The sequence below is a fragment of the Nocardia transvalensis NBRC 15921 genome, from assembly GCF_000308875.1.
Classification (GTDB): domain Bacteria; phylum Actinomycetota; class Actinomycetes; order Mycobacteriales; family Mycobacteriaceae; genus Nocardia; species Nocardia transvalensis.
Map to the genome: position 1 here is coordinate 71,566 of NZ_BAGL01000033.1, position 23,118 is coordinate 94,683.

Below are 23,118 nucleotides of genomic sequence, written 5' to 3' on the forward strand. Positions count from 1 at the left end.
GGGGGGCCGATGTCGTCCACCGCATCCGCCGCCGAATTGCTGGCGACCGTCGAGCGGTCGCCGCAGGCCGTCGCCGCGCACGATCGCGCCGCCTGGGTCGGGCTGTTCGCGGACGGCGCCCGGGTGGAGGATCCGGTCGGATCGCGACCGCATCGGGGGACCGCGGCGATCGAGCGCTTCTACGACACCTTCATCGCGCCCAACGGCATCGCCTTCCGGATCGAGCAGGACGTGGTGTGCGGGATGGCCGTCTACCGCGATCTCGCCATCGAGACGACCATGTCGACGGGCGTGACGCTGCGGGTGCCCATGCATCTGCGCTACGACGTCGCACAGGTCGGCGGCGAGCTGAAAATCACTGAGCTGCATGCCCATTGGGAGCTGCCGGTGATGATCGGGCAGCTGCTGGCCGCGGGCGTCCCGGGTCTGACGGCCGCGGCGAAGCTGGCCCCACAGCTGCTGGGTAATCAGGGCATCGGCGGTGCGCTCGGCTTCGCACGCGGTTTCGTGCGCGTCGGCGCCGCCGGAAAGCGCGCGGCGACCGACCTGCTGCGCGCGGCGGGCCGCGGGGAAGGAGCGGCTGTCCGGTCGGCGCTCACCCCCGACGCGAGCTTGCGCTGGGCCGGAACACCGCTCGGCGTCGAGGGATTCGTCGGCCGAGCCGGTGGCATCGAGGTCGGCAAGACCATCGGCGCGGGCCGGTTCGTGACCGCGACGGTGACGACCGGCGACGGCCGGGGCATCGCCGAACTGGAGCTGGCCCGCGGCGGTAAGCGGGTGTCGGCCGTGCGGGTGTTCGTCTAGCCGCCGATATCGCCCCAGCCGCGGCGCAGCCGGTCGTAGATTTCCCGCAGCGCCCCTTCGGGATTCGGTTGCCGATCGGCGATTCCGTTGGCCTCCATGACGAATCGGGTCAGGCTGAGGATACCCGGGTCGGCGGGCGGCAGGCCCGCCTCCTCGGCGATCGCGACGGCCAGGCTGTCCTCCCAGCGCCGGAAGATGCGCTCGGCGTATTCCTGCAAGGCGGGCGTCGTGCCCAGCAGTTCCTGGAAATCCGCGCGGTTCGGGCCGTCGTCGGGCTCGGCGCGGCGCAGGGCGATCATGTGCGCCTCCAGGGCGTCGATGATCGATGTCCCGGCGGCGCGGTCGCGGACGGCGTCGACCGCGGCGCGCTCGAACTCGTCGTCCTGGTCGAAGATCAGCGCTTCCTTGCTGGGGACGTAGGAGAACAGCGTGCTGACCGCGATATCGGCGGCGTCGGCGATCTCCGCGACCGTGACATTGTCGAAGCCGCGCTCGCGGAACAGGGCGAAGGAGACGTCGGCCAGCCGCTTGCGCGTCTGTGCCTTCTTGCGTTCCCTCAGCCCTGCCATGGCCCGACCCTACTACGGAGTCGAAGCCACTCCGATTTCCTCGCGGTGTGGTTCCGGCCGTGCGTTCTTCGCGCGGATCCGGGCGGTCACCAGGGTGCCGAGTGCCAGCATGCAGATGCCCGCGCACGCCCACAGCAGGGAACTCGTGCCGCTCATGAACGCCTCCCGGACGTGCTCGACCATCGCGGAATCGCCGGCCGCGGCGGCCACGCCCGGGCTCACACCCTCCGAGAACGGGGGATGGTTCAGATCACCGAGCGCGCCGTGGTAGCGCGTCGCCAGCACCGTGCCGAGGACGGCCACGCCGATGGTGCCGCCGGCCTGCCGCAGCGAATTCAGCAGGGCGGACCCGGAACCCGCGCGGTCCCGGGTCAGCGCGCCCACGGCCATCGCCACCGAGGCGGGCATCACGATGCCCAGGCCCAGCCCGGCGATCGCGATCCAGCAGGCCGCGAACCAGTACGGGCTGTGCGCGGTGGTCGCCGATCCGATGGCAGCACCGGCCGCCAGCAGTGCGAACCCGACGAGCAGCGCCCGGCGGCCCGTCAGTCGGCCGGTCAGGAGTTTGGCGCCCATGAGCCCGCCCACCATGGGCAGCTGCCGCAGACCGCTGCCGAAGGCGTCGGCGCCCAGCACCGCCTGCATGTACTGGGGAATCGTGAACATGACGCCGAACATGGCGAAGCTCATGAACACCGAATAGACGGCGCCCCAGCGGAATCCGTCATGGGCGAACAGGCCGAGGTCGATCACCGGATGCGCGGCGCGCCGCTGATGGAGAACGAAGACCGCCAGCAGCGCCGCCCCCGCGGCGACGGACACCCACGCCGCGGCATCGCTCCAGCCCCGGTCGCCGGCCCGGATGAACCCGTAGGTCAGTGCGAAGAGTCCGGCGCTGGACAGCGCGATTCCGGGCAGGTGCACGGGATGCGGTGTGGCGCTGCGCGATTCCGGCAGCATGGCGCCCACGGCGAGCAGGCAGATCGCGACCATGGGCAGGTTGATCAGGAATACCGACCCCCACCAGAAGTTCCGCAGCAGCAGCCCGCCGAGGATCGGCCCCAGCGGCATACCCAGCATGACCATCGTCATCGAGACGCCCACCGCCCGGCCGCGTTCGGCGGGCTCGGGGAACAGCACCGCGATCACCGCCGTGGACAGCGGCATCAGTGCCGCGGCGCCGATGCCGAGCACGATGCGCGCGGCGATCAGCTGCCCCGGTGATTGCGCGAGCGCGCAGCCGAGCGATGCCACTCCGAAGACCGCGAGCGCCGCCACGAACAGGCGCTTGCGTCCGAAGCGGTCGCCGAGCGTTCCGGCGGGAATCATCAGCGCGGCCAGTGTCAGCGTGTAGGCGGTGGCGAACCACTGCAGTGCGGCGCTGTCCGCACCGAGTTCGCGGGCCAGGGTCGGCAGGGCCACGTTGAGCACCGTGGTGTCCAGGCCGACGGTGAGCGTCGACAACGCGATCGCGCCGAGGACCAGCCAGCGGCGGCGAGATACGACTTCCATGTGATCTCCAAAAATCGAAGTGACTTCGAAAACATAGTAACTACGAAATTCGGCTGGGTGTCAAGACGGCGGGGACAAGCCGCCGCAATCCGCGCGGCGGGGCGGCGGGCCGGGCACAATGCCCCGTATGGATGGCTGGGGCGGGCAGGCATCGGCGGACCGGCGGGCGGACGTGGGGCTCGGCGGTGCGGTGGCGCGCAAGCGGCACGGGCGGCACTACACGCCGGAGCGGCTGGCGCGGTTCCTGGCCGAACGGGTCGCGGAGCACGTGGCGCCGCGGGGGGAGTTGCGAGTGCTCGACCCCGCCTGCGGTGACGGTGAGCTGCTGCTGGCCGTCGAGCGGGCCGTGGCGTCGCGGTTTCCGGGAATTCGCGTGCGGCTCACGGGTTTCGACCTGAACGCGGCGGCGATCCGGGTGGCGCGCGAACGCGCGGAGGGGCTGGACGCGGACTGGCGGGAGGGCGATTTCCTGAGTGCCGCCGACGAATTGGCGGGCGAGAGCTTCGACGTGGTGATCACCAATCCGCCGTACGTGCGCACCCAGCAGCTGGGCTCGGCGGCCGCGCGGCTGCTGAGCCGCCGGTTCGGCCTCAGCGGGCGCATCGATCTGACGCATCCGTTCGTGGCGTGCGTGCCCCGGCTGCTGCGGCCCGGTGGCGTGCTGGGGTTGTTGTGCGCCAACCGATTTCTCACCACCAAGGCCGGGACGAACCTGCGCGCGTTACTGCGGTCGGACCTGCACCCGGTCGAGCTGTACGACCTGGGTGACACCCGGCTGTTCGACGCGGCGGTCCTCCCGGCGATCACCATCGCCGTCCGGGCGCATCCGGACGATCCCTGCCGCTACGTCTCCGCCTACGAACTCGGAACCGGTGAAAACGTCACCGGCACAGACCTGTTCGCCGCTCTGAACGGGACCGCCGATACGCTGGTCACCCACTCGGGCCGGGTCATCGCCATCGAGGTGGGCACGCTCGCACCGGGCGATCCCGCGACGGAGATACTCTCCCGACCGGCCTTCCGGGCCACGGGTGACGAAATATCGGTCGAGGAGTGTTCTTCGGTGGATCCGGCGGTGCCCTGGCGGATGTCGCGGCCCGGGACCGACCGGTGGCTGCGGCAGGTGGGGGAGGGGACGTGGCGGACGTTCGGGGAGGTGGCGCGAATCCGGGTGGGGATCAAGACGACCGCGGACCGGGTGTTCATCTCCGACAGGTGGGAGCAGTGCGAGCCGCGGCCGGAGACGGAGCTGCTGTTCGATCTGCTGACCCATCACGATCTCGCGCCGTGGCGCATCGCGCGGGAGCGCCCGACCCGGGTGCTGTACCCCTACGACATCACCCGGACGCGGCGCACGCCGGTCGATCTCGGTGAATACCCCTTGGCCGCAGCGTATCTGGCCGACCACAAGGACCGGCTGGCCGCGCGCGGCTACGTCGTCTCCGGTGGGCGCGAGTGGTACGAGATCTGGGTGCCGCAGCGGCCGCACCTGTGGGCCTTCCCGAAACTGGTGTTCCCCGATATCAGCGTGCGGCCGCGGTTCGCGCTGGATCGCAGCGGAGCGATCGTGAACGGCGACTGCTACTGGATCTCGCTGCCGGACATCGGCGACGACGCGCTGCCGTATCTGCTGATGGGCGTGGCGAATTCGACGCTGGGGCTGCGTTTCTACGACGCCGTCTGCGGCAATCGGCTGTACGCGGGCCGGCGGCGGTGGATCACCCAGTACGTCGCGCGGCTCCCGCTGCCCGATCCGGCGACACCGGCCGCGGCGGCGTTGGCGGAGCTGGTGCGCGGCATCGTGGACGACGGCATCGATCCGGTGCCCGAGGTGGTCGACGAGCGGGTGGCGGCGGCGTTCCGCCTGGAGTCCTAGTAATTCCTAGGAATTCAGGCGCGTGGCACGCCGACCATGGGCATCAGGGTGCGGCGGGCGAACTCGCGCGCGGCCTGCTGGTCGCCGAGCGGGATCAGCCCGTCGGGTGTCAGGGCCAGCGACTGGGCCAGGCGGGCCATGATCTCGGCCACCAGGTCGGCGTCGAAATCCGGTGTGGCGCCGGTCTCCTGGAGCCCGCGCAGCTTGTCGGCGAGATAGGCGCGGCCGACCGCGAGGATCGCGCCCGCGTCGGTGGTCAGGCGCGGCAGGATCAGATCCGGTTCGGTGCGCAGCAGCCGCTGCAGCAGCTCGTTGCGGGCCAGCAGCGTGATGAACGCGACGAACACCTCGACCAGCTGGTCCTCCGTATCGGCGATATCGGCGACCCGCCGCTCGATCTCGGCGACGAACCGCTGCGCCTCCCGCACACCGACCGCCTCGACCAGTTCGTTCTTCGACTCGAAGCGCCGGTACAGCGTGGCCGGGCTGATCCCGGCGCGGCGGGCGATCTCACCCATGCTGGTGCGCTTGATCCCGAAGTCGAGGAACGCCGACAGCGCGCTCTCCAGCAGTTGTTCGCCGTCGGCTCGCGGCTTCTCGAGGATGCGCGCCAGGATCGGTGGGACGGATGGCATCGAATCTCCAGTCGAAATCGCTGTCGGACACCGCGTCGATGCGGAAGGGTGGCAATCATTATCTCATCGGATCGCACCCGGAATCGCGGCCGGATCAGCGGAGGTTCAGGTCCGTCATCTCCTGTTCGATCGCGTTGGCGGCGAAATCTATTCCGCTGGAACGCAATTCGTGAATCCTACGCTGGAGCGCCTCGATTCCCCCCGGTTGCGCGGCGATATCGGCGACGCTGATCCGCCCTGCGTGTCGGTGCATACCGGAACACTCGTACGACACCGTTGAACCTCCTGCTCGCCTTCGTGGCGAACCCGCCGTCCGGGCGTGGCTCGCCTCGCGTGACGAGCCGTCCGAATCCGTGATCGGCGCAGGAGGCCCGGACCGGGGCACGCTGGCCGAATGCTAGCAAGACACGAAGATGGACGCTTGACCAGTGTGGTGTGTCTCACACCTCGGTGGCGCCCCGGTGGGTGTCCGTATTGTGCCGGTACACTGCGGCATTCAGGCGGATGCGATCCCGTTCGGCCTCGCCGAGTTCGCGCCGCACCTTGCCCGGGACGCCCGCGACCAGGGAGCCGGGCGGGATCTCGGCGCCCTCCGGAATCAGCGCGTTGGCGGCGATGAGACTCCCGGCGCCGATCACCGCCCCGTTGAGGACGGTCGCGCCCATCCCGACCAGCACGTCGGCGCCGATCGTGCAGCCGTGCAGGATCGCGTTGTGCCCCACCGAGACTCCCGTGCCCACGGTCAGCGGAAAGCCGGGGTCGGCATGCAGCACACAGCCGTCCTGAATATTGCTCCCGGCGCCCACGGAGATGTCCTCCATATCCCCCCGGACCACCGCCGAGTACCAGATACTCACCTCGGCCGCGAGCCGCACCCGCCCGATCACGGTAGCGTTCGGCGCGATCCACGCACTCTCGTGGACCTCCGGCTCGTGCTCACCCAATCGAATCCTCATGATCACCGAACATAGTTCCCAGGTAGGTCCCCCCACTTCCCGGCATGCCTTCCCGCTCTCCGGGTCTGCCTTCCCGCTCTCCCGGTCTGCCTTCCCGCTCTCCCGGTCTGACTTCCCTGCTTTCCCGGCATGCTTTTGGCCGGGATCCCCCCTCGGTCACTGCGGATTCCGGCCAAAAGCATGCCGGAAATACGGTCGGTGCTGTGCTGGGGGTGGTGAGGAGGTAGTGAGAGGGCGGTTAGTTGCCCTGCTTCAGGAAGGCGCTGTCGAGGAGGGGGCCGTAGTCGGGCAGGGCTACGGACTTCTCTATCGAGCCCTGGGTTTGGGCCCAGGTGGCGAGGGCGGTGAGTTGCGGGGCGAGGTCGGGGCGGAGTTGGAGGGTGAAGTCGAATTCGGGCAGGACCTTCTGGAGTAGGTCGGGGGCGAGCTGGGTGGCCTCGGCGACGGCGGTCAGGGCGTCGGCGGAGCGGGCCGTGAGCTGTGCGCCCGCCTCGTCCAGGGCGGCGAAGAAGCCGGACAGGGCGGCCGCTTTCCGGGTGGTCGCGGTGTCGGTGGCCAGGTAGAGGCTGTGCTGGTTGTAGCCGCCGCCGGCCAGTTCGATCGCGTCACCGCCGAGCGCCGCGACGACCTGGGCCTGATACGGCTGGAAGATCGAGACGGCGTCGACATTGCGCTGGCTCGCCGCGGTGACCGTGGCCTGCGGGGCGACCTGCACGAGTTTCGCGTCCACCTTGCCCGCGGCGAGGGTGTCGGCGGCGAAGTAGGCCGCGCTGGTGCCCAGGGGGGTGCCGACGGATTTGCCCGCGAGATCCGCGACCGTGGCGATCCCGGCGCTGCGCCGGGCGACGATCCGCGATCCCTGCCAGCGGGATCCGTCCCCGACGACCCGCAGCGACGGGGACCTGGTCAGGGTGGCGGCGGTGGGCACATCGGCGGCGGTGGCGACGTCGACCTGGTGCGCGGCCAGCGCCTGGAGCGCCTCGACGCCGGAGGGGAAGTTCACCACCTTCACCTTCACGCCGTGTTTGTCGAAGGTCCCCGCGCGCTGGGCGACGGGTATCTGCGCCCAGGACGGGTCGACGACAAATCCGACCGTGAGGGTCGAGGGATCGCTGTCGTCCGAATTACCGCAGGCGACAAGGGATATCGACAGTGCGGCGAGGGCGAGGGCGGCGGCGAGCAGCCGGGTCGGGGTTCTCATGGGTCTCTCTTCTCCGGGGGAGGTCAGTGGTGGTCGATGCCGAGTTCGTGGTGCAGGCGGCGGCGCAACTCGCTGTAACCGGGCTGGTCGGCGAGGGCCGCGGCGGGCCGGGGCCGGGGGAGCGGATTGGTGATGTGGCTGGTGATCCGGCCGTCCTTCAGCACGCCGACGGTGTCCGACAGCCGGATCGCCTCGTCCACGTCGTGGGTGACGAAGACGACGGTGCGGTGCAGCCGCGTCCACAGATCGATGAGCAGGTCCTGCATTCGCAGCCGGGTGAGGGCGTCCAGCGCCGCGAACGGCTCGTCCATCAGCATGGTCGCGGGTTCCCCGGCCAGCAGCCGCGCGAGCCCGACGCGCTGGCGCATACCGCCGGACAGCCGGCTCGGCCGTTGCCGCGCGACCTCGGCGGGCAGCCCGACCAGATCGAGGAGTTCCGTTGTGCGCCCGCGCCACTCGGCGCGCGGCACGCGGTGGGCCCGCAGCGCGAAGGTGATGTTGTCGGCGACGCTCATCCACGGGAACAGGACGTCGCGCTGGAAGGCGACCCCACGGCGCGGATCGGGCGCGGTCACCGTCTCGTCGCCGTCGACCACCGTGCCCGAGGTCGGCGCGAGGAGTCCGGCGAGGCAGTGCAGCAGTGTCGATTTGCCGCTGCCCGAGGCGCCGACCAGGACGAGGAAGGTGCCGTCCGGGACGGTCATGCTGATCGTGTCCAGCGTGGGGGCGGGCTTGTCCGGGAAGTGCACGACGAGGTCGTGCGCGGCGATCGTCATCTCAACGCTCCTCGCGGGCCCAGCGGGTGATCGGCGCGGTGATCGTGGCGATGGCCAGATCGCAGGCGGCGCCGATGATCCCGAGCACGATCAGGCAGAAGATGAGGCGGTCGGCCTGGGAGAACAGCTGCGCCTGATAGATCCGGTAGCCGATACCCGCTGTGGTGCCGGTCATCTCGGCGACCACGATCAGCACGAACGCCATGGCCGCCCCCACTCGCAGCCCCGCGGCCACATCGGGAAGCGCCTCGGGAACGACGACGCGGGCGAGGGTCTGCGCGCGGCCCGCACCGAGGCAGCGGGCGGCGCGCAGGAAATCGGCGGGGGTGCTGGCGAATCCGGCGTGGCTGTTGATCCACACCGGCACGAAGACGCCCAGCGCGATGACGAGGGTCTTACTGTTCTCGCCCAGCCCGAACCACAGGATCGCCAGCGGCACCAGCCCGATGGTCGGCACCGGGGACAGCAGCCGCAGCACCGGCTGCAAGAGCCTGCGCCCCGCGGCCGTACTCGAGGTGAGGATCGCGGCGGCCACTCCGGCGGCCGACCCCGCGGCGAATCCCAGCAGGGCGCGCCGCAGGCTGGCGGTGATATCCGGGATCAGCAGCCCGTCCGACCACAGCGTGTGCCCGGCCGCCGCGATCTTCGGCACGCTCGGAAACAGTTGTGCCGGAAAGTGTCCGGTGGCGACGATCAGTGTCCACACGAGGGCGGCCAGCGCCAGACCGGCGAGGGTGCCCCCGGCCGCGCGCCAGCGTTCTCCGCCGCGGCGCGGGCTCCGGCGGCGGGTGCGCCGCCGGGATTCGGGTGGCGGGGACGGCGTGGTGTCCGGTGCGGTGGACAGGCTCGATGTGGTCATGGGTCGAACTTCCTGGGAGGGAACGGGATTCAGGGCGTGGTGCGCCGATCGACGGGAACGGGTGCGGCCCTGGGCGTGTCGCCGGGCGTCCAGTCGAAGGGCACGGCCTGCGCGCGATAGACCAGCCGCGTGCGGGTGGCGCGGTCGACGCCGGGGACCCGGGGTTCGCGGACCTCCGGCTCGCCGGCGACGCCGAAACCCTCGTAGGGCGAGTGGTATTCCCACACCACCTGCCCGTCCGGCGTCACCTGGAACAGCCGGCCGTTCATCCCCTCCGTGACGAGCGTGTTGCCGTTCGGCAGCCGCTGCGCGTTGCTCACGAACGAGCTGAAGAACGTCCACGACGGCAGGCCCGAATCCTCGGCGGTGTACTGCCACACGATGTGCTCGGTCACGGGGTCGATCTCCAGCACCCGCGATCCGGCGTAGATCCCCAGTGCCGCAGGGGGATACCCGGCCCCGCCCTGATTGTCGAAGACCAGGATGTTGCCCGCGCCGGGCAGGCCCTCGGCGATCACGTGCGGGTTGTGCTGCCCGGAGATCTGGTCCAGCGGGCGGGGGACCTTGTGCGCGTTGATCCGCTGGTGCTGCGCGCCAGGCTCGGCCGGGAAGTAGGGGCCCAGCTTCCACACGATCGAGCCGGTGGCCCTGTCGATCAGCGCGACGATATTCGCCTTGCGATAGCTGACGAGAATGTTGTCGGGCTGGAAGACGCTGTCCGGATCGGCGCGGTGCCAGCGGTTCGGGCCCACCGTCTTGGCGCTGTTCATCTCCAGATAGCCCCACGGGTCGTCCGGATCGCGAGCGACGGTGGCGCGCAACGCCTCCCAGCCCGCCGCCGAGAAGCCCAGTTCCTCGAGGTGGTCGCCGGTGCGCCACTCCCAGACGATCTCGCCGTCGGGCCCGACCTCGTACAACCCCTGATCGCCCACGACATGCGGGCCGAGGGCGGGGACCGCGCGCGGGATCGTCACCAGCAGCAGGCGATTCCCGTTCGGGAGCAGCTCCCAGTCGTGGTTCTGCCGGGCCGCGCCGCCGGGCGCTTGCCGCCCCCACTCCCACACCCGCTCGCCCGACCAGGACAACTGGCCCACCGTGCCGTTCGCGTAGATCCCGCCGCGGGGGTCGTCACCGGCCGAAAGCTGCACGCCGACATCGCCGATCCGGCCGCCGGTGAGCGCGGGATCGAGCAGGCGCGGCGGCACGCCCGCGTAGGGCCACTCCCGCAGCACGCCGCCGTTCAGGTCGATCAGCCGCGTCACCGAATCCGCGCCCGAGTAGAGGATGTAGCTGTGATGCGCCTGTTCCGGATCGAAGTAGGTGACGCCGGTCGGCCGTACGAAGGACATAGGGGTTACTCCACCAGTCGGATGTTGCGACCGTGGGTCGCGGACGTTACTAATCTAATCGATTTGCGTAGCCGTTGACCTGCACATACGGTGAGAGAATCAGCATGGTTCGAACTCTTGCCGCCCGGCGCACGACCGAAGAGAATGGATCGGCGAATGACCGACAAGCGAGTGACCCTGGCCGACGTCGCACGGCGGGCGGGGACGTCCACGGCCGTAGTGAGTTACGTCCTCAACGACGGCCCGCGACCGGTGTCCGACGCCCTGCGGGCGCGGGTCGTCGCGGCGCTGAACGAACTCGACTATCGGCCGGACCGGATCGCGCGCGCGTTACGGCGGCCCCGCCGCTGGCGTCAGATCGGTCTGCTCGTCCCCGATCTCAGGCTGCCGCTGTTCGGGGCGCTCGTCGGGCATATCGAGGTCGAGGCGCGGCGTCGTGATCACCTGACGCTCATCGGCAATACCGGGTACGACCCGGAACGGGAGATCGAATTCGTCGGCGCCTTCGCCGATTCCGGTATCGACGGCCTGATCGTCGTGGGCGGTGTCGCCGGCGTGGCCACGGCCGGGCTCTGCGCGCAGGCGCGGATTCCGATCGTGTGGGTGCACAACAATCGGGGGCCGGTCGACTCACCCGTGGTCGGGGCCGACCACGTCCGCGCGGGCGCGCTCGCCACCGACCATCTCGTGGTCGAGCATCGCCGCGCCGATGTCGTCTTCGTCGGCGGGTTCACCCCCGACGACGCCGAACACGGCGACCGGGAGACCGTGGCCCAGCGGTACGAGGGCTACGCGACGATGGCCGGACCGGCCGCTCGCGCCATCCGCACCGACCTCACGCCCGCCGGGGCGTATCACGCGGTCAGCCGCCATCTGGCCGCCGGTATGGCGCCCGGCGGGCTGGTGGTCGGCACCTACGGGCAAGCGGCCGCGGTCATTCGGGCCGTGACCGATGCCGGGGTGCGGGTCCCGGCCGATATCGCCGTCGTCGGTTTCGACGGCGATGTCACGAACACCTACGGCCAGCTGACGCTCACCACCGTGCAGCAGCCCATCGACGCGATCGCCCGCCGCGCCCTCGACCGCATTCTCCGCGCCCGCCCCGATCCGGAGGACCTCGTCCCGCTCGAGGTATCCCTCAGCCGCGGTGAGACCTGTGGCTGCGCAACGCGTTCCGTGACGCTCACCCGGACGGCGGCTCAGGCCGGCTGACCGGCCGGAAGCGAGCGGAACTGGGCGCGATGGGCCGCGGGGGACAGGCCCAGCGTGCGGTGGAAGTGGTGGCGCAGGTTGACCGCCGTGCCCAGGCCGGTCTCGGCGGCGATGCGGTCCATGGTGTCGTCGGTCGATTCCAGCAGCAGGCGGGCGCGGTCGACGCGCTGTTGCAGCAGCCACTGCTGCGGGCTGCCGCCGGTGCGTTCGCGGAAGCGGCGGGTGAAGGTGCGGCGTGACATCAGGGCGATGCGGGCCCACCCGTCGAGGTCGAGGGGTTCGTCCAGATGTGTTCGGGCCCAGAGCATCGCGTGCTCGATCGGGTCGTCGTCGGTGGCGTCGGGCACCGCGACCGGAATGTACTGGGCCTGCGAGCCGCTGCGGTGCGGGGCCAGTACCAGGTTGCGGGCCAGTTCGGTGGCGGCGCGGCTGCCGTGGTCGGTGCGCACGATGTGCAGGCAGCAGTCGAGGGCGGCCGCCACGCCCGCGGAGGTGACGACATCGCCGAGATCCGACCAGAGGGTATCGGCGCGCACCCGCACGGCGGGGAAGGCGCGGGCCAGCTCGTCGGCGGCGGACCAGTGCGTGGTCACCTCGCGGCCGTCGGCGAGACCGCTGGCCGCGACCGCCCAGGAGCCCAGGCAGAGGCCGACGACGCGGGCGCCGCGGCCGTGGGCGCGACCGAGCGCGTCGCCCACGGCGGCGGGCAGCGCAAGACCGGGACGCCAGCTGGGGATCACCACCACGTCGGCACGGTCGAAGGCGTCCAGGCCGTGGCGCACCGAGATATCGAAACCCGCTGGGGTGGAGAGGGTTCCGGGCCGCTCGGCGCAGACGTCGACGCGGTAGGGCGCGGGGCCGCCCGAACTCATGCCGATGCGGCCGAACACCAGGCCGGGCACCGACAGGTGGAAGGGGCTGATGCCCTCGAAGGCCAGGACCGCCACAGTCTGCATGGCCCGATTTTATCGTAGCGTGTCCCTCGGGCCACTTACGGGGCCGAGGCCAGCCGATGAGACTGATGCTCATGACGAACACGATCTCCACCACAGTCGACCTGCTGCACATCGGCGGACCCACGGTGCGTTTCCGGTACGGCGCGCTGACCTGGCTGACCGACCCCACCTTCGACGCGCCCGGCGACTACACCGGGCCGGTTCCACTGCACAAGCTGACCGGTCCGGCCGTGCCCGCGGACCGGGTGGGTCCGGTGGATGTCGTCCTGCTCTCGCACGATCAGCACGCCGACAATCTCGACAACGCGGGGCGGGCATTCCTGGCCGGGGTCGAGCACGTGCTGTCCACGACCGAGGCCGCGGGGCGGATGGAAGGCGTTCGGGGACTGGCGAATTGGGAGTCGGTGCGGATCGGGCCGGTGACCGTCACCGGCGTCCCCGCCCTGCACGGCCCCGAGAGGGCGGAGGCGCTGTCGGGGCCGGTGACCGGATTCGTCCTGCGGGCCGACGGGTTGCCGACGGTGTACGTCTCCGGCGACAACGCCTCGGTGGAGTACGTCGAGCGGATCGTGTCCCGGCTGGGCCCGATCGACGTGGCGCTGCTCAATGTGGGCGCGGCCAATGTCGGGCGATTCGGCGATATCGACGTCACCCTCAACGCGCGCACCGCCGTGGCGGCGGCAGCGGCGCTGGGCGACGCCGTGATCGTGCCCGTCCATGCCGAGGGCTGGGCGCACTTCACCGAAACCCTCGACCACCTGCGCAGGACCTTCGCCTACGGCGGCCGCGAGGCTCAGCTGCGGATCCCTCCGCTCGGTACGGAGTTCTCGGTGTAGGCAACGATGGGATAACAACCGCCGGGGGCAAACCACGCGGTCTTGAGCGGGTAGATCGTTTCTGACAGCGTGGTTCCCGCTACATGTTCGTCCGGTCGCTCTTCCCACCTCACCGACGAGGAGTCAGGCGATGAGTCTCGAGCAGTTGCGCGAAACCGCGGTCGGCGGGCGGGTATGAGCGGGCCGGCGGTGTTCAACGCGGGCCAGCCGATGCCGATCATCGGCGGTGGCGGCGGTGTGGTGACGCTGGTCGAGGCCAGCACGTTCTGCCTGTCCGACCCGCTCGGCGACATCAACGCCGGGACCTCCCAGGGGCTGTTCTATCGCGATGCGCGAGTCGTGTCGCGGTGGGAGCTGCGGGTCGACGGGCACCGGCCCGAACAGCTGTCGGTGATGATGCCCGAGGCCTTCCGGGCGCGGTTCGTGCTGCGCAAACCCGCCCGGCAGGGCGTCGCGGACAGTTCGGTGCTGGTGCTGCGCCGCCGCATGATCGGCGACGGTATGCGTGAGATCATCGCCGTGTACAACCTCGGCGACGAAGACACGGCGATGACCCTGTCGCTGACCGTGGACTCCGACTTCGCCGATCTGTTCGCGGTCAAGGCGGGGCAGGTGCACGGCGGCAGCTGCGATCTGACCGCCGCGGACGACGAGTTGCATCTGACCGACCGGGAGGATCCGGGTCGCGGGCTCACCATCAGCGCCGACGGCGATCCCGACGCCCAGCCCGGGGCCTTCAGCTGGCGAATCGTCGTGCCGCGGCGGGGGCATTGGCAGACCACCGTGCGCTGCCGGCCGATCATCGGGCACCGGGCCGTCGATATGAACTTCAGCGACGACGATCAGGACAGCCCGACCTACCGGATGAAGCAGTGGCGCGCGACGGCGACCAGCCTGACCGCCTCCGATCCGGGCCTGACGACGATCCTGCTGCGCACCGAGGGCGATCTGGGCGCGCTGCGCATCGACGATCAGGGCGGCGACGCGCCGACCTACGTGGCCGCCGGCGCGCCGTGGTTCATGACACTGTTCGGCCGCGACAGCCTGCTCACCTCGTGGATGGCGCTGGTGCTGGACAGCGATCTGGCACTGGGCACCCTGCAGCAGCTGGCGGCGCTGCAGGGGGCGAAGGTCGATCCGATCACCGAGGAGGAACCGGGCCGGATCATGCACGAGATGCGGCACGGTCCCGCCGGGGACGAGGTGCTCGGCGGCACGGTGTACTACGGCACCGTCGACGCGACGCCGCTGTTCGTCATGCTGCTGGCCGAATGCTGGCGGTGGGGCGCCGAGGAATCGATCGTGAAGGCGCTGCTGCCCGCGGCCGACGCCGCCCTCACCTGGATGGACTCCTACGGCGACACCGACGGCGACGGGTTCGTCGAATATCGCCGCAAGACGGATCAGGGGCTGGCGAATCAGGGCTGGAAGGACAGCTGGGACGCGATCTCGTTCGCCGACGGGCACCTCGCCGATCCGCCGATCGCGCTGTGCGAGGTCCAGGGCTACGTCTATGCCGCGTGCCTGGGCCGGGCCGATATCGCCGAGGCGTTCGGCGACGCGGCCACCGCCTCCCGGCTGCGCACCCGGGCCGCCGAGCTGAAGGCGCGCTTCGACGAGTCGTTCTGGCTGCCCCAATCCGGGTGGTACGCCATGGCTCTGGACGCGCGGAAGAATCCGGTGGACGCGCTGTCGAGCAATGTCGCGCACTGCCTGTGGACCGGGATCGTGCCCGACGAGCGGGCCGCGGTGCTCATCGAGCGGCTCGCGGAATCCGGGATGGACAGCGGATTCGGGCTGCGCACACTGGGCGAGGCCATGGGCCGCTACAACCCGATGAGCTACCACAACGGGTCGGTGTGGCCGCACGACACCGCCATCGCCGTCGCCGGGCTGCTGCGCTATCACCACATTCCCGGGGCGACGGAGCTGGCCGAGCGGCTGTCCGCCGGGTTGCTCGAGGCGATCCAGGCGTTCGGGGCGCGGCCGCCGGAGTTGTTCTGCGGCTTCACCCGTAAGGATTTCCCGGCGCCCGTGCCGTATCCGACGTCGTGTTCGCCGCAGGCGTGGTCCAGCGCCGCGCCGCTGCTGCTGATGCGGTCCTACCTGGGCCTGCAACCCGACGTGCCCAACCGCACCCTCGCGATCGCCCCGCGCCTGCCCGATCGCGCGGGGCGGGTGCGCCTGGCGGACCTGCGGCTCGGTCCGGCCACGGTCACCATCGAGGCGCGGGGGACCACGGTGAAGGTCGACGGGCTGCCCGGCGATTGGGAGCTGCGCCAATCCTGAGAACCATTGGGCTCAGGGCGAGTACAACCGTCGTCGCGCGGCCGTCGCGTTCGTAGCGTGGACAGGCATGACAGCCAGCACCGGCACTCCGCTCAACGATATCGTCGACGCCACCGCGGACGCCGTGGCCGGGGATCCGGCCGCGGCGCACGTGGTGTTCCGGGCGGCCGGAACGCCCGAGGGCGCGGTGGGCAGCACGATCACACTCGGCAAACACACTGTGCGAGTGGACGAACCACCGGCCCTCGGCGGCACGGACACCGCCCCCAACCCGGTCGAGGTCTACTTGTCGGCCCTGATCTCCTGCCAGGTGGTGACCTACCGCTTCTGGGCGCAACGGCTCGGCATCGCCATCGACGACCTCGCGATCGAGGCCGAGGGAGACCTCGACGTCCGAGGATTCTTCGGCCTCGACGACGCCGTCCGCCCGGGCTTCCAAGCAATCCGCGTCACCGTCCGGGTCACGGGCCCGGAACCCGCCACCCGCTACGCCGACCTCCAACGCGTGGTCGACACCCACTGCCCGGTCCTGGATCTGACGGCCGCTCCGACCCCGGTCCACACGACCCTGGTCACGGCCTAGGCCACAGCAACTCCGAAGCGCCACCCACCATTATTCCGGCATGCTTTTGGCCGGAATCCACTGTGGCCGAGGTGGTTCCCGGCCAAGAGCATGCCGGGAAAGAGGGCGGGAAGTCTCCTCGGGAAGAGGGCGGGAAGTTTCCTCGGGAAGAGGGCGGGAAGTCTCCTACAGGTACCAGTCCGGCCCACCTTCCGGCAGCTCGCGGAGCTTGTCCGGGTTGCGGACGACGGTGATGCCGGTGATGCGGCCGTCATCGATGATGAACGAGAACACGCCGGTGTGGTTGCCGTCGAAGACGACCAGGCCGGGGCGGCCGTTGACCAGGACGTTGCGGCCCCACGCACCGGTATTCGCGCGGTACCAGCCGAAGAACAGCTTGGCGACCAGTTCGGCGCCGCGCACGGGTTCGCGGATGGCGGGCACCTTGCCGCCGCCGTCGGCGGTCAGCGTGACCTTGTCGTCCAGCACGCCGAGCAGCGCGCCCAGGTCGCCGGACTGCCAGGCCACGGCGAAGGCGGACACCACCTTCTCGTGCTCGTCGCGGCTGGCCGGGAAGCGCGGCGTGCCGTCCTCGACGTGCTTGCGCGCCCGGGAGGCCAACTGCCGCACCGCGGCCGGAGTGCGCCCGACCACCTCCGCCACCTCCGGACCGGACATCCCGAACACCTCCTGCAACACGAAGGCGGTCCGTTCGGCGGGCGACAGCGACTCCAGCACCACCAGCAGTGCGGTGGTGACGCGCTCGTCCTGCGTGACGCGATCGGCGGGATCGTCCATGGTGGTGACCTCCGGTTCGGGCAGCCAGTCGCCGACGTACTGCTCCCGCCGGGCCCGAGCCGATCCGAGCTGGTCCAGGGCGAGCCGCCCGGTGACGGTGGTCAGCCACGCGCGCAGATTGTCGATGTGATCGTCCTCGGCCCGGGTCTCCGACCAGCGCTGCAACCGCAGCCACGCCTCCTGCACCACGTCGTCCGCATCGCTGAGGCTGCCGAGCGTGCTGTACGCCAACCGGCGCAGATAGGGCCGATGCTCCTCGAACCGGCGCGCCAACTCCGCCCGGCCCACATCCCCCCGCCGTTCCTCGCCCGTCACGTCCTGCCTCCCTTTCGTCCGCCCGAGCCTATCGGGGGCTCACCAGGGACGACGATGTGGAGTAGGGGTGTGTGACATCGACGCGGCGAGCCGCCGGACCACCGCGGGAAGCAAATCGTGCTCGGCGACCAGCACGCGCTCCGCCAGCGACTCCGCGGTATCGCCGGGCACCACCGGAACCCGAGCCTGAGCGAGCACCGGTCCGGCGTCGTAATCCTCGGTGACCAGGTGCACCGTCGGGCCGGAGACGGTGTCTCCCGAGGCGAGGACGGCCTCGTGAACGGCGTTGCCGTACATGCCTTTTCCACCATGGCGGGGCAGGAGCGCCGGGTGGACGTTGACGATTCTGGAGGTGTACTCGGCTCGGGTGCGGGGGCCGAGTTTCTTCATGTAGCCCGCGGTCACGACCAGGTCGGTCTCGTGGGCGGTCAGCGCGGATCGAATCGCCGCGTCCAGTAGCTCCGGTTCCGGATGGGTGCTGCCGGACAGGTGTAGTGCGGGGATGCCCGCGTCGCGGGCGAAGGCGAGCGCGCCGGATCCGCTGTTGTTGCTGATGACGAGGCTGATCGTGAAAGGTGAGTCGGGGGAGAGCGAGGTGCGGTGGAGGGCCCGCAGATTCGAGCCGTTGTGTGACGCCAGGACGGCGACGTGTACTCCGGACACTCGGGCAGTGTCGCACATGCGGGCTGCTGGGTGATGTGGGGTGGGGCGAGGGGGGTCGATAGGCTCGGATTGTGGGTGTGTGTGGTGCGCGGGCTGTGGGGCTGGTGGTGGGGTTTGTGCTGGACAGGGTGGTGGGGGATCCGCGGCGGGGGCATCCGGTGGCGGGGTTCGGGGTGGTGGCGGGGGCGTTGGAGTCGGTGGGTTATCGGGATCGGCGTGGGGCGGGGGTTGTGCATGAGGTCGTGCTTGTCGGGGGTGTGGTGGCGGTCGGCGCGGGGGTGGAGCGGATGGTCGGACGGCGGATGCGGCGGGAGGGGGTGCGAACTCGGTTGGGGGTCAAGGCTTTCGATATTCCGCTCGTGGTGGTGACCGCGGTGGCCACGTGGACGGCGCTCGGCGGGACCACGCTCGCGCGGACGGGGCGGGAGATGGCCGATCGGCTGGAGCGTGGGGATGTCGGTGGGGCTCGGGAGTTGCTGCCGTCGCTGTGCGGGCGGGATCCGGAGGTTCTCGATGCCGACGGGCTGGCGCGGGCCGCGGTCGAATCCATCGCGGAGAACACCTCCGATGCGACGGTCGCGCCGCTGGTCTGGGGTGCGATCGCGGGCGTGCCGGGGCTGCTCGGGTACCGGGCGGTGAACACCCTCGACGCGATGGTCGGATATCGCAACGATCGCTATCGCCGCTTCGGCTGGGCGGCCGCCCGCACCGACGATCTGGCGAATCTGCTCCCGGCGCGGCTGAGTGGCCTCCTGACCGTCGCGTTGGCCCCTTTGTCCGGTGGCCGTCCCGCCGCAGCCCTCCGGGCCTGGCAGCGCGATGCGGCGGCCCATCCCAGTCCCAATGCGGGCGTGGCCGAATCCACGATGGCCGGTGCGCTCGGCATCCGCCTCGGCGGCCCGACCGAATACCGGCACGGCACCGAACTCCGCCCCACCCTCGGTGAGGGTCCCAGCCCGCGCGTTCCCGACCTGCGCCGAGCCGTAGCCCTGTCCGAAGCGGTCCAGGCGGCCACGGTCCTGGTCACCGCCCTCGCCGTCCTCCTCGGTGGCGCACGTCGAAGGTCGTGTGGTCAGCGGGGAGTGTTGCCGTAGCGGTCGGCGAGACGGTCGGCGTTGGATTTTCGCGGGGCTGTAGCGGCGGGCGGGGCGGCGGAATCCGCTGTCGCCCCTGATGTTTCCGCTGCGGGGCGGGATGTGCCGCCCCGCTCCCGGCGGCGTTCGCGGAGTTCGGCCCAGACGAAATAGCCGAGGCCGAGCGGGGCCATGATGCCGAAGGCGATCCATTGCAGGCCGTAGGAGAGATACGGTCCGGCGTCGAGTTGTGGCAGGGCGGGCGGGGTGAACGCGCCCGGCTGGCCCTCGGTCAGCTGGAGGTAGCCGCGGTCGGGGGGAACCGTGCCGACGGGCGTACCCACCACGGTCGAAAATTGTTCGGTGTCAATGGAATACACCTGACGGAAGCCGTCCTGGTGCAGGGGTTCCTTGCCCGGGATCACGCCCTCGGATTTGCGTACCCGGCCCTCGATGCGCTGCGGGCCCGCGGGCGGTTCGGCGATCGGCGGGATGCGGCTGCCGTCGACGGCGGCCACCAGGCCCCGATCGATCAGCAGCGTCCGGCCGTCGTCGAGACGGAAGGTGGCCAGTACGCCGTAGGCCGGGTGGTCGTCGAGCCGCTGCAGCCGCTCCAGCACCGTCGATCCGGGGACGTAGTTGCCGGTGGCGACGACGCGACGCCATTCGGTGTCCGTCGCGCCGGGGTCGTTCAGCAGCGTGGCGACATCGACCGGATCGGCCGTCACCGATTCGGCGATGAGGTCGTTGCGGTGCGAGGTGCGATTGTTCTTGCCCAGCTGCCACGGCGCGAGCACCGTGAAACACAGGTACGCGAACGCCACCACGACCACCGCGAGGATCAGCCAGTTGGGTCGCAGCAGGAAGGTGAGCCGGCGCAGCACGTTCATCGGTGGACGCTGCCCTCGCCGAGCTGGTCGCGGACCCAGTCGAGCAGTCCGGGCACCGCGGCCTCGATCTGCTCGCGGACCAGTTCGAAGTCGGAGTCGTCGCCGTAGTACGGATCCGGCACGTCGCCGTCGTCGGCCTTCGGATCGAAACTGCGCAGCAGGCGGCGGCGGTCCCGTGGCACGCCCAGGCGGGCCAGGTCGCGTTCGTGCGAGGTGGCGAGGGCGACGAGCAGGTCGGCGTCGAGATGGTCCGCGCCCACCATGGCCGCGACGTGGCCGACCGGATAGCCGTGCCGGTTCAGCAGCGCGGTCGTGCGCGGGTCGGCGTCCGAGCCTACGTGCCAGGCGGTGGTGCCGGCGCTGCTCACGCGCACCAGGTCGGCGAGCCCGGCCCGCTCGACGTGCGCGGCGAAGATCTTCTCGGCCATCGGTGACCGGCAGATGTTGCCGGTACAGATGAAGGTCACATGCAGCTCGCCCACGACAGACATTCTGGCCGGTCGGTGCCGGACCCGGGCACGTAGGGTGGATGGCTGTGCCACAGGACACCACGACCGGCCCGGAAACGCGCGAAACAGGCGCGGCGGATCACCCCGCGCCCGCGCGGGCCGGAGTCGTCGGTGCGGCAGGTGCGTGGGGCAGCTGCCGTGGGCGGGAGACAGCTGCGCGGGGCAGGAATCCAGGGACGTGGGGCGGCCGCGGTCGGCGGGCGACGGTCGAGGCGGGGGTGCGGGCGTGAGCGGCGAGTACGTGGAGCGCGCGAAGCTGCGCCATCACGGCGACGCCGACGTGCGGGCCGGGATGCTCGACTTCGCGGTGAACGTGCAGGGCGACGCGCCGCCGGACTGGTTGCGCGCGCGGCTGGCGGCCCGGCTCGGGGACCTCGGGCGCTATCCCGGCGCGGGCGAGGCGGCCGCGGCGCGCTCCGCCGTCGCCGCGCGGCACGGCCGCACTCCGGACGAGGTGCTGCTGCTGGCGGGCGCGGCCGAAGGGTTCGCGATGCTGCCCCGGCTGGCCCCGGAGCTGGCCGCGGTGATCCACCCGTCGTTCACCGAACCCGAGCTGGCGTTGCGCGAGGCGGAGGTCGCGGTCGCGCGGGTCGTGCTGCAGCCGCCGTACGAACTGGACCCGGCGCTGGTCCCCGACGCGGCCGACCTGGTGGTGCTCGGGAATCCGACCAACCCGACCTCCGTCCTGCACCCGGCCTCCGTGATCCGGGCGCTGCGGCGGCCGGGCCGCATCGTCGTGGTCGACGAAGCCTTCGCCGATGCGATACCCGGGGAAGTGGAATCCCTTGCGGCGGAATCTCTTCCGGACGTACTCGTGCTACGCAGCCTCACCAAGACGTGGGCGCTGGCCGGTCTGCGGTGCGGATACTTCCTCGGCCCGCACGACCTGCTGGCCCGACTCGATCACGGCCGGGCGCACTGGCCGCTGGGCACCCTGCAACTGGAAGCCGTCGCCGCGACCGCGCAGCCGGAGGCCGTCGCCGAATCCCGTTCGCACGCAACGCGAATCGCCGCCGATCGCGCCGCGATGATCCCGCGCCTGCGCGAACTCGGCGTGGAGGTCGGTGAACCGGCCCGGGGACCCTTCCTGTTAATCCGCGTCCCCGATGCCGAACTTCTCCGCAAACGGTTGGCGGACAAGGGGATCGCCGTCCGTCGCGGAGACACCTTCCCCGGCCTCGGCCCCGGTCACCTGCGGGTGGCGGTGCGCGGCAGCGCCCAGGTGGACCGCTTGGTCGCTGCGATCCAGGAGGTTGGCCTGTGAATCGCTCGTGGTGTCGAGCAGCGCGGGACGATCATGATGTTCGGCAGGTGGATGGGATCGGAGTGGAGGTGGTTCTGTGACGGAATCGGTGGAGCTGTCGGAGCTGATCGGTGTGCTGGACGCGGCGTATCCGCCCCGGCTCGCCGAATCGTGGGATTCGGTGGGGCTCGTCTGCGGTGACCCCGGAGATCCGGTGTCCCGGGTGATGTTCGCCGTGGACGCGACCGCCGGTGTGGTGGACGAGGCGATCGCGTGGGGCGCGCAGGCTCTCGTGGTGCATCATCCGCTGCTGTTGCGCGGCGTCGACACCGTGGCGGCGAATACCCCGAAAGGCGCTCTGCTGCACAGGCTCATCCGGAACGGGTGCGCGCTGTTCACCGCGCACACCAACGCCGACTCCGCCGATCCGGGCGTGTCCGATGCCTTGGCGAAGACGCTGGGGATAGCGGTCACCGGACCCTTGAACCCGAAACCCGCTGCGGCCGTGGACGAGTGGGCCATCCAGGTTCCCCACGAACACTCCGATGCCCTTCTGGCCGCGCTGTTCGCGGCCGGTGCGGGCGGCACGGACAACTACCGGGACTGCTGCTTCCGGACACCCGGAACCGGTCAGTTCCGGCCGGTCGACGGCGCGAATCCCGCTGTCGGCGAGGTCGGTTCGCTCGAGCGCGTCGCGGAGGACCGGATCGAGGTGATAGCGCCGCCGTCGGCGCGGGCCGCCGTCCTGGCCGCCCTGCACGCCGCGCACCCGTTCGAATCACCGGCCTTCCACGTGACCGAACGCGCCGCACTACCCTCCGGGCTCGGCCTGGGCCGGGTGGGGGAGCTGCCGCGGCCGGAATCGTTGCGCGACTTCACCGCTCACGTGCGCGCGGCCCTGCCCGGCACCGCCTGGGGCGTACGCGCGGCGGGCGACCCCGACCGGACGATCCGCACCGTCGCCGTCTGCGGCGGCGCGGGCGACTCCCTCCTGAACACCGTCTCCCGCCTCGGCGTCGACGCCTACGTCACCGCCGACCTCCGCCACCACCCCGCCGACGAACACCTCCGCGCCGGCGGCCCCGCTCTCATCGACGCCGCCCACTGGGCCACCGAATTCCCCTGGTGCGCTCAGGCCGCCGACATCCTCCGCGCCGCCCTCCCCACCGTCGAAACCCGCGTCTGTACCCTCCGCACCGACCCCTGGACCCTCGGCGCCGCCGACGCCTGACCGT

At 70.8% G+C, this 23,118-nt stretch carries 23 protein-coding genes; 9 read left to right on the top strand and 14 right to left on the bottom strand.

Annotated features, from left to right (window positions below):
• Positions 1–9 precede the first annotated feature (9 nt).
• Positions 10–804: a nuclear transport factor 2 family protein gene (locus ON41_RS10940; protein ID WP_040747416.1), complete on the top strand. Its 795-nt coding sequence runs from the start codon at positions 10–12 to the stop codon at positions 802–804.
• Here ON41_RS10940 and ON41_RS10945 read toward each other — a convergent pair.
• Both ON41_RS10945 and ON41_RS10950 read right to left on the bottom strand, forming a co-directional pair.
• The gene (locus tag ON41_RS10945) at positions 801–1,373 is read right to left on the bottom strand and encodes a TetR/AcrR family transcriptional regulator (RefSeq protein ID WP_040747418.1); all 573 of its coding nucleotides are present in this window, start codon (positions 1,371–1,373) and stop codon (positions 801–803) included. The genes ON41_RS10940 and ON41_RS10945 overlap by 4 nt on opposite strands.
• Before the next feature lie 12 nt (positions 1,374–1,385).
• Positions 1,386–2,885, bottom strand: a complete 1,500-nt coding sequence (locus tag ON41_RS10950; protein ID WP_051161226.1) for a DHA2 family efflux MFS transporter permease subunit — start codon at positions 2,883–2,885, stop codon at positions 1,386–1,388.
• A gap of 127 nt (positions 2,886–3,012) precedes the next feature.
• Here ON41_RS10950 and ON41_RS10955 point away from each other — a divergent pair, with 127 nt between their 5' ends.
• Positions 3,013–4,761 carry an N-6 DNA methylase family protein gene (locus tag ON41_RS10955; protein WP_246461701.1) on the top strand — a complete coding sequence of 583 codons (1,749 nt, stop codon included), beginning with the start codon at positions 3,013–3,015 and terminating at the stop codon, positions 4,759–4,761.
• Positions 4,762–4,775: 14 nt separating this feature from the next.
• Here the strand turns inward: ON41_RS10955 and ON41_RS10960 are convergent, their stop codons facing one another.
• From ON41_RS10960 to ON41_RS10990, 7 genes are all read right to left on the bottom strand, one after another.
• Complete coding sequence (locus ON41_RS10960) at positions 4,776–5,396, bottom strand: TetR/AcrR family transcriptional regulator (RefSeq protein ID WP_040747422.1); 621 nt, start codon at positions 5,394–5,396, stop codon at positions 4,776–4,778.
• A gap of 94 nt (positions 5,397–5,490) precedes the next feature.
• The gene (locus tag ON41_RS40130) at positions 5,491–5,649 is read right to left on the bottom strand and encodes a hypothetical protein (RefSeq protein ID WP_221333420.1); all 159 of its coding nucleotides are present in this window, start codon (positions 5,647–5,649) and stop codon (positions 5,491–5,493) included.
• A gap of 187 nt (positions 5,650–5,836) precedes the next feature.
• Complete coding sequence (locus ON41_RS10970; RefSeq protein WP_040747426.1) at positions 5,837–6,352, bottom strand: gamma carbonic anhydrase family protein; 516 nt, start codon at positions 6,350–6,352, stop codon at positions 5,837–5,839.
• A gap of 238 nt (positions 6,353–6,590) precedes the next feature.
• On the bottom strand, positions 6,591–7,553 hold the full coding sequence (locus ON41_RS10975; protein WP_040747428.1) for an ABC transporter substrate-binding protein: 963 nt from the start codon (positions 7,551–7,553) through the stop codon (positions 6,591–6,593).
• A gap of 23 nt (positions 7,554–7,576) precedes the next feature.
• Positions 7,577–8,329 carry an ABC transporter ATP-binding protein gene (locus ON41_RS10980; protein ID WP_040747430.1) on the bottom strand — a complete coding sequence of 251 codons (753 nt, stop codon included), beginning with the start codon at positions 8,327–8,329 and terminating at the stop codon, positions 7,577–7,579.
• Between the two features lies 1 nt (position 8,330).
• Positions 8,331–9,188, bottom strand: a complete 858-nt coding sequence (locus tag ON41_RS10985; protein ID WP_040747432.1) for an ABC transporter permease — start codon at positions 9,186–9,188, stop codon at positions 8,331–8,333.
• Positions 9,189–9,217: 29 nt separating this feature from the next.
• Positions 9,218–10,537 carry an aryl-sulfate sulfotransferase gene (locus ON41_RS10990; RefSeq protein ID WP_040747434.1) on the bottom strand — a complete coding sequence of 440 codons (1,320 nt, stop codon included), beginning with the start codon at positions 10,535–10,537 and terminating at the stop codon, positions 9,218–9,220.
• A 156-nt stretch (positions 10,538–10,693) separates the two neighbouring features.
• Between ON41_RS10990 and ON41_RS10995 the strand changes: the two genes are divergently transcribed.
• Complete coding sequence (locus ON41_RS10995) at positions 10,694–11,749, top strand: LacI family DNA-binding transcriptional regulator (protein ID WP_246461700.1); 1,056 nt, start codon at positions 10,694–10,696, stop codon at positions 11,747–11,749.
• Here the strand turns inward: ON41_RS10995 and ON41_RS11000 are convergent.
• Complete coding sequence (locus ON41_RS11000; protein WP_040747436.1) at positions 11,737–12,705, bottom strand: GlxA family transcriptional regulator; 969 nt, start codon at positions 12,703–12,705, stop codon at positions 11,737–11,739. The two genes, ON41_RS10995 and ON41_RS11000, sit on opposite strands and share 13 nt — an antisense overlap.
• Before the next feature lie 71 nt (positions 12,706–12,776).
• Here ON41_RS11000 and ON41_RS11005 point away from each other — a divergent pair, with 71 nt between their 5' ends.
• From ON41_RS11005 to ON41_RS11015, 3 genes are all read left to right on the top strand, one after another.
• The gene (locus ON41_RS11005) at positions 12,777–13,541 is read left to right on the top strand and encodes an MBL fold metallo-hydrolase (RefSeq protein WP_040747516.1); all 765 of its coding nucleotides are present in this window, start codon (positions 12,777–12,779) and stop codon (positions 13,539–13,541) included.
• Between the two features lie 174 nt (positions 13,542–13,715).
• On the top strand, positions 13,716–15,830 hold the full coding sequence (locus ON41_RS11010; protein WP_040747438.1) for an amylo-alpha-1,6-glucosidase: 2,115 nt from the start codon (positions 13,716–13,718) through the stop codon (positions 15,828–15,830).
• A 67-nt stretch (positions 15,831–15,897) separates the two neighbouring features.
• The gene (locus ON41_RS11015) at positions 15,898–16,413 is read left to right on the top strand and encodes an OsmC family protein (protein ID WP_040747440.1); all 516 of its coding nucleotides are present in this window, start codon (positions 15,898–15,900) and stop codon (positions 16,411–16,413) included.
• A gap of 165 nt (positions 16,414–16,578) precedes the next feature.
• Here the strand turns inward: ON41_RS11015 and sigJ are convergent, their stop codons facing one another.
• Complete coding sequence (gene sigJ / locus ON41_RS11020; protein ID WP_051161229.1) at positions 16,579–17,505, bottom strand: RNA polymerase sigma factor SigJ; 927 nt, start codon at positions 17,503–17,505, stop codon at positions 16,579–16,581.
• Positions 17,506–17,544: 39 nt separating this feature from the next.
• Positions 17,545–18,168 carry a phosphoribosylglycinamide formyltransferase gene (gene purN / locus ON41_RS11025; RefSeq protein ID WP_083905268.1) on the bottom strand — a complete coding sequence of 208 codons (624 nt, stop codon included), beginning with the start codon at positions 18,166–18,168 and terminating at the stop codon, positions 17,545–17,547.
• A gap of 116 nt (positions 18,169–18,284) precedes the next feature.
• On the opposite strand from purN, the gene ON41_RS11030 reads away from it, so the two are divergent.
• Positions 18,285–19,262 (top strand): cobalamin biosynthesis protein, encoded by a 978-nt coding sequence (locus tag ON41_RS11030; protein WP_246829498.1) that lies wholly within the window; start codon positions 18,285–18,287, stop codon positions 19,260–19,262.
• Here ON41_RS11030 and ON41_RS11035 read toward each other — a convergent pair.
• Both ON41_RS11035 and ON41_RS11040 read right to left on the bottom strand, forming a co-directional pair.
• Entirely contained in the window at positions 19,241–20,122 is an 882-nt protein-coding gene (locus ON41_RS11035) for an SURF1 family cytochrome oxidase biogenesis protein (RefSeq protein ID WP_040747519.1), read from the bottom strand. The two genes, ON41_RS11030 and ON41_RS11035, sit on opposite strands and share 22 nt — an antisense overlap.
• A 5-nt stretch (positions 20,123–20,127) precedes the next feature.
• A complete protein-coding gene (locus tag ON41_RS11040; protein WP_040747444.1) occupies positions 20,128–20,622 on the bottom strand; it encodes a low molecular weight protein-tyrosine-phosphatase in 495 nt (164 codons plus the stop codon).
• A 244-nt stretch (positions 20,623–20,866) separates the two neighbouring features.
• Here ON41_RS11040 and cobC point away from each other — a divergent pair, with 244 nt between their 5' ends.
• Both cobC and ON41_RS11050 read left to right on the top strand, forming a co-directional pair.
• Positions 20,867–21,904 carry an Rv2231c family histidinol phosphate aminotransferase CobC gene (gene cobC, locus ON41_RS11045; protein ID WP_276325723.1) on the top strand — a complete coding sequence of 346 codons (1,038 nt, stop codon included), beginning with the start codon at positions 20,867–20,869 and terminating at the stop codon, positions 21,902–21,904.
• Positions 21,905–21,980: 76 nt separating this feature from the next.
• The gene (locus tag ON41_RS11050; RefSeq protein ID WP_040747446.1) at positions 21,981–23,114 is read left to right on the top strand and encodes a Nif3-like dinuclear metal center hexameric protein; all 1,134 of its coding nucleotides are present in this window, start codon (positions 21,981–21,983) and stop codon (positions 23,112–23,114) included.
• Positions 23,115–23,118 lie beyond the last annotated feature (4 nt).

Excerpts from the sequence above, each read along its gene's own strand:
- ON41_RS10940 (WP_040747416.1), top strand. The coding sequence starts at position 10 with ATGTCGTCCACCGCATCCGCCGCCGAATTGCTGGCGACCGTCGAGCGG.
- ON41_RS10945 (WP_040747418.1), bottom strand. The coding sequence starts at position 1,373 with ATGGCAGGGCTGAGGGAACGCAAGAAGGCACAGACGCGCAAGCGGCTG.
- ON41_RS10950 (WP_051161226.1), bottom strand. The coding sequence starts at position 2,885 with ATGGAAGTCGTATCTCGCCGCCGCTGGCTGGTCCTCGGCGCGATCGCG.
- ON41_RS10955 (WP_246461701.1), top strand. The coding sequence starts at position 3,013 with ATGGATGGCTGGGGCGGGCAGGCATCGGCGGACCGGCGGGCGGACGTG.
- ON41_RS10960 (WP_040747422.1), bottom strand. The coding sequence starts at position 5,396 with ATGCCATCCGTCCCACCGATCCTGGCGCGCATCCTCGAGAAGCCGCGA.
- ON41_RS40130 (WP_221333420.1), bottom strand. The coding sequence starts at position 5,649 with ATGCACCGACACGCAGGGCGGATCAGCGTCGCCGATATCGCCGCGCAA.
- ON41_RS10970 (WP_040747426.1), bottom strand. The coding sequence starts at position 6,352 with ATGAGGATTCGATTGGGTGAGCACGAGCCGGAGGTCCACGAGAGTGCG.
- ON41_RS10975 (WP_040747428.1), bottom strand. The coding sequence starts at position 7,553 with ATGAGAACCCCGACCCGGCTGCTCGCCGCCGCCCTCGCCCTCGCCGCA.
- ON41_RS10980 (WP_040747430.1), bottom strand. The coding sequence starts at position 8,329 with ATGACGATCGCCGCGCACGACCTCGTCGTGCACTTCCCGGACAAGCCC.
- ON41_RS10985 (WP_040747432.1), bottom strand. The coding sequence starts at position 9,188 with ATGACCACATCGAGCCTGTCCACCGCACCGGACACCACGCCGTCCCCG.
- ON41_RS10990 (WP_040747434.1), bottom strand. The coding sequence starts at position 10,537 with ATGTCCTTCGTACGGCCGACCGGCGTCACCTACTTCGATCCGGAACAG.
- ON41_RS10995 (WP_246461700.1), top strand. The coding sequence starts at position 10,694 with ATGACCGACAAGCGAGTGACCCTGGCCGACGTCGCACGGCGGGCGGGG.
- ON41_RS11000 (WP_040747436.1), bottom strand. The coding sequence starts at position 12,705 with ATGCAGACTGTGGCGGTCCTGGCCTTCGAGGGCATCAGCCCCTTCCAC.
- ON41_RS11005 (WP_040747516.1), top strand. The coding sequence starts at position 12,777 with ATGACGAACACGATCTCCACCACAGTCGACCTGCTGCACATCGGCGGA.
- ON41_RS11010 (WP_040747438.1), top strand. The coding sequence starts at position 13,716 with ATGAGCGGGCCGGCGGTGTTCAACGCGGGCCAGCCGATGCCGATCATC.
- ON41_RS11015 (WP_040747440.1), top strand. The coding sequence starts at position 15,898 with ATGACAGCCAGCACCGGCACTCCGCTCAACGATATCGTCGACGCCACC.
- ON41_RS11040 (WP_040747444.1), bottom strand. The coding sequence starts at position 20,622 with ATGTCTGTCGTGGGCGAGCTGCATGTGACCTTCATCTGTACCGGCAAC.